Source organism: Streptomyces sp. 4N509B (genome assembly GCF_052245655.1).
Lineage (GTDB): Bacteria > Actinomycetota > Actinomycetes > Streptomycetales > Streptomycetaceae > Streptomyces.
Window position 1 is genome coordinate 374,483 of the sequence record NZ_JBQQBZ010000002.1, and the last position, 15,644, is coordinate 390,126.

A 15,644-nucleotide genomic window follows, 5' to 3' on the forward strand; every position below is an offset into this window, starting at 1 on the left:
GACCTCGCGGCCTCTCCCGGAGGGTTAGCCGTGGCTGGTTTGTGCGCTTAGCATCAGCCATGAGACCCACATGATGAACGCCAGAGGAACCCCAGTGCGCTTCCGCCTGACGCCCCAGGAGACGAGCTTCTACGACCTGTTCGCCGCGGCCGCCGACAACCTGCTGACCGGTTCGAAACTCCTGATGGAGTTCCTCGCCGCCGACCCCGCTACGCGCGTGGAGATCGCCGAGCGCATGCGCGCCGCCGAACACGCGGGCGACGACGCGACCCACGCGATCTTCCACCAGCTGAACTCCACCTTCGTCACACCGTTCGACCGGGAGGACATCTACCGCCTCGCCTCCCGCCTCGACGACGTCATGGACTTCATGGAGGAGGCGGTGGACCTCGTCGTCCTCTACGAGATCGACGAGCTACCGAAGGGTGTCGCCGAACAGATCGAGGTGCTCGGGCGTGCCGCCGAGCTGACGGCGGAGGCCATGCCGCACCTGCGGACCATGGAGAACCTCACCGAGTACTGGATCGAGCTCAACCGCCTGGAGAACCAGGCCGACCAGATCCACCGCCGCCTGCTGGCCCACCTCTTCAACGGCACCTATCCCACGCTCGAGGTGATGAAGCTCAAACAGGTCGTCGACGTGCTGGAGGAGGCGGCCGACGCGTTCGAGCACGTGGCGAACACCGTGGAGTCGATCGTCGTGAAGGAGTCCTGAGGAGTCCTGAGGAGTACCGAGGAAGGTCCGGAGGGGGCCTGAGGGCGGTGAGCTCGTCGAACGAGCGCGGACGCCGTAGAGTCACGCGAGCGCGGCGACGGAGCCGGCGAGCCCACCCCCGACCGTCCCCACCCGCCCCGAGCCCGAGTCCGAAGCCGCAGCGCCACTTGAGCCGCGACGCCACAGAGAGCCCGCAGAGAACGCCGTGGACACCCTCGCCCTGATCGCCGTCGTGGCGACGGCCCTGTTCTTCGCCTACTCCAACGGCTTCCACGACTCCTCCCACGCCGTCTCCACCTCCGTCTCCACCCGCGCCCTCACCCCCCGCGTGGCGCTGGTGATGGCCGCCTTCATGAACCTGGCCGGCGGTCTCCTCGGCACCAGCGTGGCGGAGACCGTCAGCGAGGACCTGGTCGCGACCCCCGCCGACCGGGGCGACGCGATGGCCCTCCTGCTCGCCGCGCTCCTCGCCGCGATCGCCTGGACCCTGGCGGCGGCCCGGCTCGCGCTGCCCTCGTCCTCCTCCCACGCGCTCCTCGGCGGTCTGCTCGGCGCCGCGCTCGTCCACCAGGCCGACTCGGTCCACTGGCACGGGGTGCTGACGGCGCTGGTGCTGCCGATGGTGATCGCGCCGCTGGTCGCGCTCGTCCTCGGCTACGCCGTGATGCTCGCCATCCTGTGGATCTTCCGCCGCTCCGCCCCGCGCCGCGCCCAGCACGGCTTCCGCATCGCGCAGACCGCCTCGGCCGCCGCCATGTCGCTCGGCCACGGCCTCCAGGACGCGCAGAAGGCCATGGCCGTGGTGGTGATGGCGCTGGTCGCCGCCGACGTCGAGGCCGCGGGGACCGGCGTGCCGCTGTGGGTCAGGATCTCCTGCGCGGTGATGATCGCGCTGGGCACCTACGTGGGCGGCTGGAGCCTGATGCGGACGCTGGGGCGGCGGATCATCGCGCTCGACCCGCCGCGCGGTTTCGCCGCCGAGTCGGCGGCCACGGGTGTGCTCCACGCCGCGTCGTTCGTCTTCACCGCGCCGGTCTCGACGACGCACGTCGTGGCGTCCTCGGTGGTGGGCGTCGGGGCGACCAGACGTTTCACGGCCGTGCGGTGGGGGGTGGCGCGTTCCGTCGTGGGCGGCTGGATCGTCACCGTCCCGGCCTCGGCCGCCGTCGCGGGCGTGGGATACGCCGCACTCTCCGTGGTGCCCTGGTGACGGGGGCGGGGACCCTGACGGCGAGGACGAGGACGAGGACGAGGACGAGGACGACGGCGACGGCGACGGCGGGATGACCGTCGGGCGCCCGGGCGCGGCCCGTTCCGAGCTGCGGCTTCGCACCTTGTCCGTGTAACTGCCACGGAATCCTCACGAGTCGCGAACGGCCTTTTTCGCCCGGTCCACGTGACTAGAGGCATGACTCACATACCCAGAAAGCGCACGGCGGGAGCCGTCGCCGCCACCGCGGCGGCCGCCGTGGCGCTGACAGCGGGACTGGCCGCGCCCGCCGCCGGGCAGGACGCGCGGGGCGACGCCGGAGCCGGCGCCCGCTCCGAGGCTCGGGCCGACGGGCAGCGTCAGATCACGCTCATCACCGGTGACCGCGTCGTCGTCGACGAGGCCGGCGAGGTCACCGGCTTAGTGCGCGCGGAGGGCCGGGAGGACATCCCGGTCCAGGTGCTCCAGCAGGACGGCGCCACCTACGCCATCCCCGCGGACGCCCGCCGGCTTCTCGCCGACGGCGTCGTCGACCGTCGGCTGTTCAACGTCACCGAGCTGAGCCGCGAGCAGTACGACACCGCCACCGCCGTTCCCGTCATCGTGACCTACGAGGAGGGCGCGGACGGGCGTGACGCCCGTGCCGAGCTCTTCGCCGGGGAGGAGGCCGGCGCCCCCGACGTCACCGCCACCCTGGAGTCGATCAACGGCGAGGCGATGGACGTCGCCCCCGCCGACGCCGCCGCCACCTGGCAGGCGCTCACCGCGCCCACCCGCGGTGCCAGCGCCCTGACCGCCGCGCCCGGCGTGGCCACCATCGTGCTCGACGCCGTCGTGCGCACCACCCTCGCCGAGAGCGTCCCGCAGGTCGGCGCGCCCGAGGCGTGGGAGGCCGGCTACGACGGCACCGGCACCACCGTCGCCGTCCTGGACACCGGCATCACCGCCGACCACGCGGACGTCTCCGACAAGATCGTCGCCGCCGAGAACTTCACGCCGACCGACGGCACGGGCGACGCGTTCGGCCACGGCACCCACGTCGCGTCGATCGCGGCGGGCACCGGCGCCCACTCCGACGGCACCTTCACGGGTGTCGCGCCCGGCGCCGATCTCCTCAACGGCAAGGTCCTCGACGACGACGGCTTCGGCGAGACGTCCTGGGTCCTGGCCGGCATGGAGTGGGCCGTCGAGCAGGAGGCCGACGTCATCAACATGAGCCTCGGCGACTACGCCTCCTCCGAGCTCGACCCGATGGAGGAGGCCGTCAACACCCTCTCGGCGGAGTCCGACTCCCTCTTCGTCGTCTCGGCGGGCAACGAGGGCGAGTTCGGCGACGAGACGATCGGCACGCCCGGCACCGCCGACGCCGCCCTGACCGTCGGCGCCGTCGACAAGTCCGACGTCCTCGCGCCGTTCTCCTCCACCGGGCCGCGCCTGCGCGACGGCGCCGTCAAGCCCGACATCACCGCGCCCGGCGTCGCCATCGGCGCGGCGGCCTCCCCCGGCAGCCTCATCGAGGCGGAGGGCACCCCGGTGGCCGACGGCTACGTCGCGATCGACGGCACCTCGATGTCGGCGCCGCACGTGGCCGGCGCGGCGGCGCTGCTGGCGCAGGCGCACCCCGAGTGGACGGGTGAGGACCTGAAGGCGGCGCTGACGTCCTCGGCCCTGCCGAGCGACCTCACCCCGTTCCAGGAGGGCACCGGCCGCCTCGACGTGCCCGCCGCCCTCGGCCAGACCGTCGTCGCCGAGGCCAACGGCCTGAACTTCGGCCTGGCCGAGTGGCCGCACGAGGACGACACACCCGTGACCCGGGAGCTGACGTACCGCAACCTCGGCGAGGAGGACGTCACGCTCGACGTGGCCGCCGAGGGCACGGGCCCGGACGGCGAGGCCGCGCCCGCCGGCCTGTTCACCCTGGCCCAGGAGCAGGTGACCGTCCCGGCCGGTGGCAGCGCCACCGTCGAGGTCACCGCCGACACCTCCGTCCCGGCGCCCGACGGCCACTACAGCCTCGACGTCGTGGCGACCGGCGACGCCGGGCAGACCGTGCGCGCCGTCGGCGGCGTCGAGCGTGAGGTGGAGAGCTACGAGCTGAACGTCGAGGCCATCGACCGCGAGGGCGCCCCGGCCGGGGAGTGGTACGGCTACCTGACCGACCCCGCGACGTTCGAGACGTTCGAGCTGCCGGCCGACCCCGAGGCGACCGTGCGGATCCCCGCCGGCGACTACACCCTCGACGCGTCCTTCGTCCGCTTCGACGCCTCCGGCGAGAACGTCCTCTCCGCCGACGTGCTCTTCCAGCCCCGGCTGACCGTCGGCGAGGACGCGGCCCTGACCCTCGACGCCCGCGACGCCGAGCCGATCGACGTCACCGTCGACGACGCCGAGGCCGAGCGCTTCGACGCCAGCCTCTCCTACGACCTGCTGTCGGAGGACGGGGAGTCGGGCCTCGGCACGGTCTTCTTCGGCGGCGCGCTGCCCGAGGGCCTGCACACGGCCCAGCTCGGCGAGGTGGGCGACGGCTGGCAGCTGAGCTCCACCGCCAGCACCATCTGGGTCAACGGCGACCGCGAGTACTACACGGTCAACGCCCGGGACGGCAGCTTCTACACCGGCCTGAGCGAGCACGTCACCGAGGCCGACCTGGCCCGTGTCACCGTCGGCCAGGGCGCCTCGCTGCCCGACCGCCTCGGCGCGCTCTACGTCTACGCCGAGGTGTCGGGCATGGCGGTCGGCACCGACCGGCCGCTGCCGCGCACCACGGAGATCCTCGTCCAGGGCGGACCGAGCGACTGGGGCATGGACCTGTGGCAGGTCGACACCGCCGTGGGCATCGACGAGGCGTTCTACTTCTCCGACTACACGACCTACGAGCCGGGGCAGGCGTACGAGGAGACCTTCAACGTCGGCGTCTTCGGCCCGAGGATCGGCGAGTTCGACGGCCTGTTCCGCGAGGGCGACACCCTCTACGGCTACGTCAACCCGCTCTCGGACGGCGCCGGACACTACGGCGACAGCGTCGTCACCACGGTGTCCACCACGCTCTACCGCGACGGCGAGGAGCTGGCCACCGGGGACAACGTCATCGACTGGGAGGAGTTCGAGCTGCCGGCCGAGGAGGGCGACTACGAGCTGGTGACCACCCTCACCCGCGACGGCATCGCGGCCAGCGTCAGCACCGAGGTCACCGCCTCCTACACCTTCACCTCCGCCCGCCCGGCGGACGGCGAGGTGGCGAGCCTGCCGGCCAGCGCGGTGCGCTTCACCCCGGAGCTGGCGCTGGACAGCACCAGCCCGGCCGGTGAGACGGTCTCCGTCCCGGTGACCGTGCAGGGCTCGGGCGCGGCCGAGGGCAGCCAGGTGGTCGTCTCCGTCTCCACGGACGGCGGCGGGACCTGGGAGGCGGCCGAGGTCGTCGACGGCGCGCTGACGGTGGAGAACCCGGAGGCGGGCGGCTCGGTCTCCTTCCGCGCGGAGGTCACCGACCCCGAGGGGAACGTCACGACGCAGACGATCGTCGACGCCTACCGCACGGCGTGACGGCCGGAGCACCGGCGTGACGGCCGGCCCGGCGGCTCTTCCCGCCTGACGGTCTGACGGCCTTCCGGCCCCGCCGGTCTGCCGGCCCGCCGGCCGGGCCGGGTCCGGGTCCTCACGGGCCCGGCCCGGTTCGGCCGCCCGGTTCGGCCGCCCGGCCATCCGGGCACGCCGGGCGCGCCGGGCGCGGGGCTCAGCCGAAGCGTCCCGAGATGTAGTCCTCGGTGGCGCGCTGGGACGGGTTGGAGAAGATCTTCTCCGTCTCGTCCATCTCGATGAGGCGGCCGGGCTCGCCGACCGCCGAGAGGTTGAAGAAGGCGGTGCGGTCGGAGACCCTGGCCGCCTGCTGCATGTTGTGGGTGACGATCACGATCGTGTACTCGGACTTCAGCTGCGCGATGAGGTCCTCGATCGCGAGCGTCGAGATCGGGTCGAGCGCCGAGCACGGCTCGTCCATCAGCAGCACGTCGGGCGCGACGGCCGTGGCCCGCGCGATGCACAGCCGCTGCTGCTGGCCGCCGGAGAGGCCGGAGCCGGGGCGGTTCAGGCGGTCCTTGACCTCCTTCCACAGGTTCGCGCCGCGCAGGTTCCGCTCGACGATCTCGTCGAGCTCGGGCTTCTTGTACCGGCGACCGTTCAGCCGCAGGCCGGCCACCACGTTGTCGTAGATCGACATGGTGGGGAACGGGTTGGGCCGCTGGAAGACCATGCCGATGGTGCGGCGCACGGACACCGGGTCGACGCCGGGCCCGTAGAGGTCCTCGTCGTCCAGCATCACCTTGCCGTCGACCCGGCCGCCGGGGGTGACCTCGTGCATGCGGTTGAGGGTGCGCAGGAAGGTGGACTTGCCGCACCCGGAGGGGCCGATGAAGGCGGTCACGGACCGCGGCTCCACCTGGAGGGAGATGTCGTCGATCGCCTTGTGCGAGCCGTAGTAGGCGCTCAGCGCGGTGACGTCGATGCGCTTGGCCATGGGGTGAAGCCTCCGGATTCCTTGCGTGGGGGCCTTCGTGGGGCCTTACTTGGGGGCCTTCCAGCGGGCGATGGCCCGCGCGGCCAGGTTGAGGAGCATGACGAACGCGATCAGGACCAGTGCCGCGGCCCAGGCGCGCTCGTACGCCGACTCCGTGCCGTAGGCCCACTGCTCGTAGACGAACAGCGGCAGGGAGGACTGGGCGCCCTCGAAGGGGTTGTCGTTGATCATGTTGTTGCCGAAGACGAGCAGGATGATCGGTGCCGTCTCGCCCGCGATGCGGGCCAGGGCCAGCACGACGCCGGTGGTGATGCCGCCGATGGCCGTGGGCAGCACGACCTTGACGATGGTCCGCCACTTCGGCACGCCGAGGGCGTAGGAGGCCTCCCGCAGCTCACCGGGGACGAGCTTCAGCATCTCCTCGGTGGAGCGAACCACGATCGGCATCATCAGGATCGCGAGCGCCAGGGCACCGGCGAAGCCCGAGTACCCCAGATCGAGCATCATGATCCACATACTGAGGACGAACAGGCCGGCGACGATGGACGGGATGCCGGTCATGACGTCCACGAAGAACGTGACGGTCTTCGCCAGCCGCCCACCGCTGCCGTACTCCACGAGGTAGACGGCGGTCAGCAGGCCGAGGGGGATCGCGATGACGCTGGCGAGGGCCACCTGCTGGGCGGTGCCGAGCATGGCGTGGTAGATGCCGCCGCCGTCCTGCCAGCTGAGGACGCCGTTCATCGAGTGGGTCAGGAAGTACCAGCTGACGCCGGGGATGCCGCGCACGACGGTCTCCCAGATCAGGGAGGCCAGCGGCAGCACCGCCACCACGAAGCTGGCCCACACCAGCAGCGCGGCCAGCCGGTCCACGGCCCTGCGCCGGCCCTCGACGCGAGCGGCGATGCCGAAGGTGGCGACGACGAACACGATCGCGGCGATCAGCCCCCACTGGGCGCGGGAGGCGAGGCCCGCGACGAGGCCCACGCCGGTGCCGATGGCGAGGGAGCCGACGAGGAGGGCGCCCATCGCCCAGCGCGGCAGGCGGGGCGGGCGGAGCGTGACGGGAGGCGGGGCGGCGGGCGCGACGCTCTCGGTCGAGGTGACGCTCATACGGCGGCTCCCGAGTACTCCTTGCGGCGGGCGATGATCAGGCGGGCCGCGCCGTTGACGACGAGGGTCAGGAGGAAGAGGACGAGGCCGGAGGCGATCAGCGCGTCGCGGCCCATCGACCCGGCCTCCTTGAACTGGCTGGCGATGTTCTGCGCGAAGGTGCCGCCGCCGGACTCCAGCAGGCTGGCGTGGATGTCGAAGCTCGGCGAGAGGACCGTGGCCACGGCCATCGTCTCGCCCAGCGCGCGGCCGAGGCCGAGCATGGAGGCGCTGATGACGCCCGAGCGACCGAAGGGCAGCACCGTCATCCTGATGACCTCCCAGCGGGTGGCGCCCAGGGCCATGGCCGCCTCCTGGTGGATGGTGGGGACCTGGCGGAAGACCTCGCGGGTGACGCTGGTGATGATCGGCAGGATCATGATCGCCAGCAGGACGCCGACGGTCATCAGGGAGCGGGCGGGGGTGCCGTCGTAGGCGAAGACGCCGGTCCAGCCGAGGGTGTCGTCGAGCCACTCGTAGAGCCCGGTCATGCGGGGCACCAGGTAGAGCGCGCCCCACAGGCCGTAGATGATGCTGGGCACGGCGGCCAGCAGGTCCACGAGGTACCCGATGGGGGTGGCCAGGCGGCGCGGCGCGTAGTGGGAGATGAACAGCGCGATGCCGACGGCGACGGGGACGGCCAGCGCCATGGCGATGACGGAGCTGACGACGGTGCCGAAGAGCAGCACCGCGATGCCGAAGACGGGCGGGTCGGCGTTGGCGTTCCACGCGAAGGTCGTCAGGAAGTTGCCCTCGTTGGCGTTGATCGCGACGACGGCGCGGATGGCGAGGAACGCCGCGATGGCCGCCATGATCACCAGCAGGGCGATGCCGGAGCCCTTCGACAGCCCGCTGAAGACGCGGTCCCCCATCCGCCCGGTGTCGCGCCCGGTGTCGCGAGGCCGTGTGCTGCCTGCGTTCGGTGACGTCATTTCGTGGTCTCGGCTCTCAGCTCGGCTCAGCTCATGGCGTCGATGCGCTCGCGCACCCGCTGGATGATGTCGTCGGGGATCGGCGCGTAGTCGATGCGCGCCAGCTGCTCCTGGCCCTCCTGGCTCGCGACGTACCGGAGGAAGGCGCGGGTCAGGGAGAGCGTGTCGGGGTTGTTGCCGCGGTCGCAGACGATCTCGTAGGTGACGAGCACGATCGGGTACGCGCCCGGCGCGTCGGTGGCGTAGTCGAGTTCGAGGGCGAGGTCGCCGTCGGCGCCGACGACCTCGGCCTCGGCGACGGCGGTGGAGGCGTTCTCGACGGTGGCGGCCACGGGCTCGTCGGCGCCGGTCGCGACGCGGGCGGTGGTGATGTCGTTCTGGTGGGCGTAGGAGAGCTCGAAGTACGCGATCGCGCCCTCGTTCTGCTGGACCATGCCGACCAGTCCGGAGGAGCCGTCGGCGGCCTGGCCGCCGTGGCCGCGCCAGTTCTTGTCGGGCTCGTACGGCCACGCCTCGGGGGCCGCGGCGTGGAGGTAGGAGGTGAAGTTGTCGGTGGTGCCCGAGCCGTCGGAGCGGTGGAACGGCGTGATCGGCAGGTCGGGGAGCTCCACGTCGGGGTTGAGCTCGGCGATGGCCGGGTCGTTCCAGCGGGTGATCTCGGAGTCGAAGATCCGGGCCGTGGTGGCCGCGTCGAGGACCAGCTCCGGCACGCCCGGCAGGTTGTACCCGACGGCGACGGGCCCGGCGACCATGGGAAGGTGAACGGCGTGCCCCCGCTCGCCGCCGGCGGCGCAGACGGAGCGGGACTCGTTCACCTCACCCTCGGTGAGGAGGGAGTCGGAGCCGGCGAAGGCCGTCGTGCCCTGGAGGAACTCCTGGATCCCGGCGCCCGAGCCGGTGGGCTTGTAGTTGATCTGGCTGCCGTCGCAGTTCGCCTGGTAGGTGTTGAGCCAGACCTCCATGGCGTTGGCCTGGGCGCTGGAGCCCGAGGCGAGCAGCGTGCCGCCCTCGGGGGCGCACCGGAGGGTCTCGGCGGAGAAGTCCACGGCGCCGGGGAGACCGGAGTTGTCGTCGGACCCACAGGCCGTGAGCGTGGCCGCGAGAGTGGCGACGACGGCGGCGGCGGTGACGCGGGGGACGCGCGAGACGCGCCGGAGCTTCACTGTCGTTTGGTCCTTCCCGTGGGGCGCCCTGCACCGCAACCGAACGTAGGTTCACCAGGTGAATCGAAAGATGGATTCACATGAACGAAAGGTGAACCAGTTCGGTGACGCGTGCGACGGCGGGGATTCGTTACGCTATACCCATCAGGGGTATGAGACGCGCATAACGCCCGAAAGGGGAGGACATGGCCACCATGGAGGAGCAGGCGCCGAGCCACGCGGTGACCCACCCGGCGGACGGGCCGTACGGCTACAGCAAGGACAAGGACGCCCACATCAAGCGGCTGCGCCGCATCGAGGGCCAGATCCGCGGTCTGCAACGCATGGTCGAGGAGGACGAGTACTGCATCGACATACTCACGCAGGTCTCCGCCTCCACCAAGGCCCTCCAGTCCTTCGCCCTCCAGCTGCTGGAGGAGCACCTGCGGCACTGCGTCGCCCACGCCGCGCACGACGGCGGGAGTGAGGTCGACGCCAAGGTCGAGGAGGCCACCGCCGCCATCGCCCGCCTGCTGAGGACGTAACGGCGCGGGGTCCCGCGCTCCCGGGGGCCGCGCCCCCGGGGCGGGCGGCCCCGGCTTCGGCGTTCCCGGGCGCCGGGAGCACGGGCGTCCGGAGCACGGGCGTCGGGAGCACGGGCGTCGGGAGCACGGGCGTCGGGAGCACGGGCGTCGGGAGCACGGGCGTCGGGAGTTCAGGACTCCCCCTGGGACGCGGTGACCATGCCGGCGTAGACGTCCTCGCTGCGCGGCAGCTCCACGTCCACCGGGCTGCCGAACCCGTACAGCTCCACCGTCGAGGCCACGTGCACCGTCTCCCCCTCGCGGGCGAAGCTGAACTGGTGCCGGACCCTGCGCAGCAGCCCCTGGTCGTCGAGGTACGCGTCGAACGGCACCCGCGTCCTGGTGAACCCCTCCCCCGCCACCGCCGCCGCGAACTGCTGCCGCGCCTCCCCGCGCGACGCCTCGGAGGCCGCCGCGATGTCCGTGACGCCCCGGTAGTGGTGGAGCGTCTCGCCGTTCAGCTCCCGCGTCCCGAGGTCCTCGGCGGACCGCGCGCCCCGCAGCAGCTCCGCGGCCGTGATGGGGTCGGTGGCGCCGCCGGTCACCAGGTTGCCGTCCGCGACGCTGGTGACCTCGACCCTCACCCACTTCTCCGGCGGCACCCCGGCCCCCCGGTTGCGCATGTACAGCTCACCCGGCGCGAACACCTCGGTCACCGGCTCGCCCGGCACCGAGCTCTCCACCGGCGCCGGCAGCGTCAGCCGCAGCTCGCCGAGCCGCCGGTCGTAGTCGAAGCCGCCCTCTCCGCTGATGGTGATCCGGGTGCCGCCGGAGGCCATCCGCATCGCCGTGCGGGCCCGCGAGCTGCCGGCCTCCACCAGCACGTCGGCCGCCTGCCGCACGATCCGCAGCGCCGCGCCGCCGGCCTCCTCGTCGACCGCGGCCGATCCCGTCCCCGAGCAGCCACAGAGCGTCACCGTCAGCAGCGCAGCCAGCAGACCGGCACCCCCGACCGCACGCCGGGAGGGCCACCCGTCCCTGTCGTTTGCTCTGCTGATCACATCGGTGACCGCACCTGATCGCGCCCTGACCACGCCGATTTCCCTCTCCGTACCGGTCGTAGCGCCTAACGAGCCCTTTCTGCCACCGTCACGGCTCGGCCACAGGCATGGCCCGTTACGGTGGTGAGGTGCACAACCACGCGGACCGGGCCGAACATCGCGTGACGCTCACCGAGCGGGGCCCGTTCCTGTCCCCCGCGTGCAGCTGCGGCTGGTACGGCGCCGCCCGCAGGTCCCGCCCCCTGGCCCGCTCCGAGGCGGCCGAGCACCTCGCCACCGTCCACGGAGACCGATCGGCGACGAGGGATCGTGGGGACAGCCTTTAGAGGCTGATCGGTGTGCGCGCCTCCACGAGGCCGACCGCGGGCCGCAGCCCGTCCTCGTCCCGCGCGGCGGCGCCGTGGCGGAGGTCGGCGTCCACGAGGAGTAGCGCCTGAGAGGCGGCACGTGACGAGGCCACCGCGGCCGGCTCCCGTCGGGGACGGGAACCGAGCTGTCCACGGACATCGTTCCCCAGACCTTCACACAGCACTCACAACCCGGGGCGCGCGCTCGGGAGAGTCATGCCATGTCGGAAATGAGCGATGGGCCGGCCCCATCCCGTTCCGCCCGCGCCCCCACCGGGGTGGCCGGGGCCTCGCGGGACCCATTACGCGAAAAAGTTGGCCTCCTTCGCGAAGAAAGCACCACGGCAGTGACCAGCGGCGATGCCGCTCAGGGCGGGCCGGGGCGAGAAGGCTGGCACGTCCCGCCGCGCCCGTGCTTACATCACGACCCCATTCCCGCGATCCGCTGGCCCGGATTGTGAAGAAGGCTGACAAGTGAAGGGAACAGGCAACGTGCGCAAGGACCTTGAGACTCGGGAGATCGCGGACGCCGAACTGGACGCCGTCGCGGGCGGCGTGGGTGGCATCGCCACCGTCTCCGGCGGCCTGGTGGGCGCGGTGACCGCCGACGTGTCCAACGTCGTGGGCTCCCTGGAGACCGTGGGCTACGTGCAGGGCGTGGCGAACTCGGCCACCGGCACCCTGTCCGGCTACACCGGCGTTCACGCCAACACCAGCTCCGTGACCGGACTCATCGGTCTCTGAGAACGGCTCCGTGGACCCCGGACCGAGCGGCCCCGGGGTTTACGGCCGCCGAGGTCGGTGCCGAACCCCCGTGGCGCCGGCATCGGATCCCGGACCGGAGCCGGCTCCCCGTGCCGGCCCCGGTCCGGTCCGATCGTGGTCGTGGTCGTGGTCGTGGTGATGCTGACGGTTGGGTGACCAGGGGGCCGAAGGAGAAGCCGTGCAGTTCCGCGAGAGAGCGCTGTCCCGACTGCGGTCGCCCGAGGACCTCGACCTCCCCGTGCGCCTGGCCCGCCCCCAGGGCCGCCTCGCGCTGGCCGTCGCCCTCGTGGTCATGGCCGCCGCCACCGTCTGGGCGGTGACCGGCTCGGTCTCCTCGAAGGTGACCGCGTCCGGCATCCTCACCCACGCCGAGGGCAGCTACACGCTCCAGAGCCCGGTCGCCGGCCAGGTCACCCACGTCCACGCCGACGAGGGACAGCTCCTGCGCCCGGGCGAACCGCTGCTGACGGTCCGCACGGACGAGGGCGACCGCGAGGTCGAGGCCGTGGCCGGGGGCCAGCTCACGACCGTCGTCGCCCGGGCGGGAACGGTCGTCGCTGCGGGCGCGGACGTCGCCACCCTGGAACACGTCAGCGGCCCCGACGAGCCGCTGGTCGCCGTGCTCTACCTCCCCGGCGACGGCGGCGCCGTCGTCCCCGTGGGCGCCGAGGTCGACCTCACCGTCCAGTCCGTGCCCCGCGAGCGGTTCGGCGTGCTGCGCGGACGCGTCGAGGCCGTCGGAGGCGCGCCGCTGACCCGCCGCCAGCTCAGCGGTTTCCTCGGCGACGAGCACCTCGCCGAGCAGTTCTCCCGGGACGGCAACCCCGTCGCCGTCCTCGTGCGGCTGGAGCGCTCCCGCGCCACCGAGTCCGGCTACGTCTGGTCCTCCGCGGACGGGCCCCCGCGCCCCGTCGCCTCCCGCACCCCCGTCACCGGCGCCGTCCACCTCGCCGAGCAGCGCCCCGTCGACTGGCTGCTGCCGTGACGCCCCCACGCTCCCGCGCCGGCCGCCCGCGCGGCGCACAGACCGCACAGACCACGCCGGCCACGCGGGCCGCCCGGGCCGCGCGGGCCGCCCGGGGCTCCCGCCGCCGCACCGCGCCCCGCCGCCTCCCGCGCGGCCGGCGCGTGCGCACCCCCACGGTGCTCCAGATGGAGGCCGTCGAGTGCGGCGCCGCCGCCCTCGCCATGGTCCTCGGCCACCACGGCCGCTTCGTCCCGTTGGAGGAGCTGCGCATCGCCTGCGGCGTCTCCCGCGACGGCTCCCGCGCCAGCAACATCCTCAAGGCGGCACGGCGCCACGGCCTCAACGCCCGGGGCATGCAGATGGACCTGGCCGCGCTCGGCGAGGTCCGCGCGCCGGCCATCCTCTTCTGGGAGTTCAACCACTACGTCGTCTACGAGGGCCCGGCCCGCCACCTCGGCCCCCTCGGCCGCCGCGGCTTCCACGTCAACGACCCCGCCGAGGGCCGACGCTTCGTGCCGGTCGAGGAGTTCGACGCGAGCTTCACCGGCGTCGTCCTCGTCCTCGAACCCAGCGCCCGCTTCCGCCGCACCGGCCGCCGGCCCGGCGTGCTGCGCGCCCTGCCCACCCGGCTGCGCGGCACCTCCGGCACCCTGCTCGCCGCCGTCCTGGCGAGCCTGCTGCTGGTCGTCACCGGCGCCTCGGTGCCCGCCCTCAGCCGCACCTACATCGACACCTTCCTCATCGGCGGCGACGCCTCCCTCGTCGGCGTGCTCCTCGCCTCGATGGCGACGGCCCTCGCGCTGACCCTCACCCTGACCGCCCTCCAGCAGGCCAACCTGCTGCGCGGGCGCGTCATCTCCTCCACCCTCGGCAGCGCCCGCTTCCTGCGGCACCTGCTCAGACTCCCCGTCGCCTTCCACTCCCAACGCAACCCCGCCGACCTCGTCCAGCGCCTCCAGTCCAACGACACCGTCGCCGAGACCCTCGCCCGCGACCTGTCGGCCGCCGCCGTGGACGCCGTCGTCGTCGTGCTCTACGCCGTGCTGCTGTGGACCTACGACCCGCAGCTCACCGTCGTCGGCGTCCTGGTCGCGCTCCTCAACCTCGCCGCCCTGCGCGTCGTCCTCGCCCTGCGCGCCACCGGCACCCACAAGCTCCGCGCCGACGCCGCCCGCCTCACCAACACCTCCTACGGCGGGCTGACGCTCATCGAGACGATGAAGGCCACCGGCGGCGAGAACGCCTTCTTCCGCCGCTGGGCCGGGCAGCACGCCTCCACCCTGGAGACGCAGCAGCGCCTCGGCGTGCCCAGCGCCTGGCTCGCGGTCGTCGCCCCCACGCTCGCCACGCTCAACAGCGCGCTGATCCTGACGATCGGTGGGCTCCGCGCGGTCGAGGGCCACCTGACGGTCGGGCTGCTCGTGGCGTTCCAGGCGCTGGTCACCAGCTTCACCGCGCCCATCACCCGCCTCAACGGCGTCGCCGGCCGCCTCCAGGACTTCGCCGCCGACCTCGCCCGCCTGAAGGACGTCGAGAACTTCCCCGCCGACCCCGTCCACGCGCGGCGCGAGGACCCCGCCGGCGGCACCCGCCGTCTGACGGGCCACGTCGAGCTGGACCAGGTCACCTTCGGCTACAGCCCTCTCGACCCACCCCTGCTGAAGGGCTTCTCGCTCTCCGTCGGCCCCGGCCAGCAGGTGGCGCTCGTCGGCGGCTCCGGCAGCGGCAAGTCCACCGTCTCCCGGCTCATCGCCGGCCTCCACGCGCCCTGGGAGGGCGCCGTCCGCATCGACGGCATGCCGCTGGCCGACATCCCGCGCGGCGCGCTGGCCGCCTCCGTCTCCTTCGTCGACCAGGACGTCTTCCTCTTCGAGGGCACCGTCCGCGACAACGTCGCCCTGTGGGACCCCTCCATCCCCGACGACGCCGTGGTCGAGGCGCTGCGGGACGCCGCCGTGTACGGGATCGTCGCCCACCGCCCCGGCGGCATCCACAGCCGCGTCGAGCAGGACGGCCGCAACTTCTCCGGCGGCCAGCGGCAGCGGCTGGAGCTGGCCCGCGCCCTGGTGCGCCGACCCAGCGTCCTGGTCCTGGACGAGGTGACCAGCGCGCTGGACGCCGCCACCGAGCAGCTCGTCATCGACAACCTGCGCCGACGCGGCTGCGCCTGCGTCGTCATCGCCCACCGCCTGAGCACGATCCGCGACAGCGACGAGATCCTCGTGCTCGACCGGGGCACGGTCGTCGAGCGCGGGCGGCACGAGACGCTGATGGCCGCGGGCGGACCGTACGCCGAGCTGCTGAGGGAGCACTGAG

14 protein-coding genes are annotated in these 15,644 nt (G+C 72.8%); 8 read left to right on the forward strand and 6 right to left on the reverse strand.

Annotated features, from left to right (window positions below):
• The first annotated feature begins 94 nt into the window (after positions 1–94).
• From ACTWP5_RS03885 to ACTWP5_RS03895, 3 genes are all read left to right on the forward strand, one after another.
• Positions 95–715: a DUF47 domain-containing protein gene (locus ACTWP5_RS03885; protein ID WP_443219252.1), complete on the forward strand. Its 621-nt coding sequence runs from the start codon at positions 95–97 to the stop codon at positions 713–715.
• 205 nt (positions 716–920) lie between these two features.
• Positions 921–1,925: an inorganic phosphate transporter gene (locus ACTWP5_RS03890; protein WP_443219253.1), complete on the forward strand. Its 1,005-nt coding sequence runs from the start codon at positions 921–923 to the stop codon at positions 1,923–1,925.
• A 198-nt stretch (positions 1,926–2,123) separates the two neighbouring features.
• A complete protein-coding gene (locus ACTWP5_RS03895) occupies positions 2,124–5,468 on the forward strand; it encodes a S8 family peptidase (protein WP_443219254.1) in 3,345 nt (1,114 codons plus the stop codon).
• Positions 5,469–5,658: 190 nt separating this feature from the next.
• On the opposite strand, the gene pstB is transcribed toward ACTWP5_RS03895, so the two are convergent.
• Genes pstB through pstS form a run of 4 tightly spaced genes read right to left on the reverse strand, consistent with a single transcriptional unit; the run spans position 5,659 to position 9,685 of the window.
• Complete coding sequence (gene pstB / locus ACTWP5_RS03900; protein ID WP_443219255.1) at positions 5,659–6,438, reverse strand: phosphate ABC transporter ATP-binding protein PstB; 780 nt, start codon at positions 6,436–6,438, stop codon at positions 5,659–5,661.
• A gap of 45 nt (positions 6,439–6,483) precedes the next feature.
• Complete coding sequence (gene pstA / locus ACTWP5_RS03905; RefSeq protein WP_443219256.1) at positions 6,484–7,551, reverse strand: phosphate ABC transporter permease PstA; 1,068 nt, start codon at positions 7,549–7,551, stop codon at positions 6,484–6,486.
• Entirely contained in the window at positions 7,548–8,522 is a 975-nt protein-coding gene (gene pstC / locus ACTWP5_RS03910) for a phosphate ABC transporter permease subunit PstC (protein ID WP_443219257.1), read from the reverse strand. Before pstC ends, pstA begins: the two co-directional genes overlap by 4 nt.
• A gap of 26 nt (positions 8,523–8,548) precedes the next feature.
• Positions 8,549–9,685: a phosphate ABC transporter substrate-binding protein PstS gene (gene pstS, locus ACTWP5_RS03915; RefSeq protein ID WP_443219258.1), complete on the reverse strand. Its 1,137-nt coding sequence runs from the start codon at positions 9,683–9,685 to the stop codon at positions 8,549–8,551.
• Between the two features lie 185 nt (positions 9,686–9,870).
• On the opposite strand from pstS, the gene ACTWP5_RS03920 reads away from it, so the two are divergent.
• Complete coding sequence (locus ACTWP5_RS03920; RefSeq protein WP_443219259.1) at positions 9,871–10,209, forward strand: metal-sensing transcriptional repressor; 339 nt, start codon at positions 9,871–9,873, stop codon at positions 10,207–10,209.
• 170 nt (positions 10,210–10,379) lie between these two features.
• On the opposite strand, the gene ACTWP5_RS03925 is transcribed toward ACTWP5_RS03920, so the two are convergent.
• Complete coding sequence (locus tag ACTWP5_RS03925; protein WP_443219260.1) at positions 10,380–11,249, reverse strand: hypothetical protein; 870 nt, start codon at positions 11,247–11,249, stop codon at positions 10,380–10,382.
• A 128-nt stretch (positions 11,250–11,377) separates the two neighbouring features.
• Between ACTWP5_RS03925 and ACTWP5_RS03930 the strand changes: the two genes are divergently transcribed.
• A complete protein-coding gene (locus tag ACTWP5_RS03930; protein WP_443219261.1) occupies positions 11,378–11,575 on the forward strand; it encodes a hypothetical protein in 198 nt (65 codons plus the stop codon).
• Here the strand turns inward: ACTWP5_RS03930 and ACTWP5_RS03935 are convergent.
• Positions 11,572–11,709 (reverse strand): hypothetical protein, encoded by a 138-nt coding sequence (locus ACTWP5_RS03935; protein ID WP_443219262.1) that lies wholly within the window; start codon positions 11,707–11,709, stop codon positions 11,572–11,574. The genes ACTWP5_RS03930 and ACTWP5_RS03935 overlap by 4 nt on opposite strands.
• Positions 11,710–12,088: 379 nt before the next feature.
• Between ACTWP5_RS03935 and ACTWP5_RS03940 the strand changes: the two genes are divergently transcribed.
• The 3 genes from ACTWP5_RS03940 to ACTWP5_RS03950 all read left to right on the forward strand — a co-directional run bounded on the left by ACTWP5_RS03940 (position 12,089) and on the right by ACTWP5_RS03950 (position 15,643).
• On the forward strand, positions 12,089–12,340 hold the full coding sequence (locus ACTWP5_RS03940) for a hypothetical protein (RefSeq protein WP_443219263.1): 252 nt from the start codon (positions 12,089–12,091) through the stop codon (positions 12,338–12,340).
• A gap of 199 nt (positions 12,341–12,539) precedes the next feature.
• Entirely contained in the window at positions 12,540–13,346 is an 807-nt protein-coding gene (locus ACTWP5_RS03945) for a biotin/lipoyl-containing protein (RefSeq protein WP_443219264.1), read from the forward strand.
• Positions 13,347–13,489: 143 nt separating this feature from the next.
• Complete coding sequence (locus ACTWP5_RS03950) at positions 13,490–15,643, forward strand: NHLP family bacteriocin export ABC transporter peptidase/permease/ATPase subunit (RefSeq protein ID WP_443219345.1); 2,154 nt, start codon at positions 13,490–13,492, stop codon at positions 15,641–15,643.
• Position 15,644: the final 1 nt, after the last annotated feature.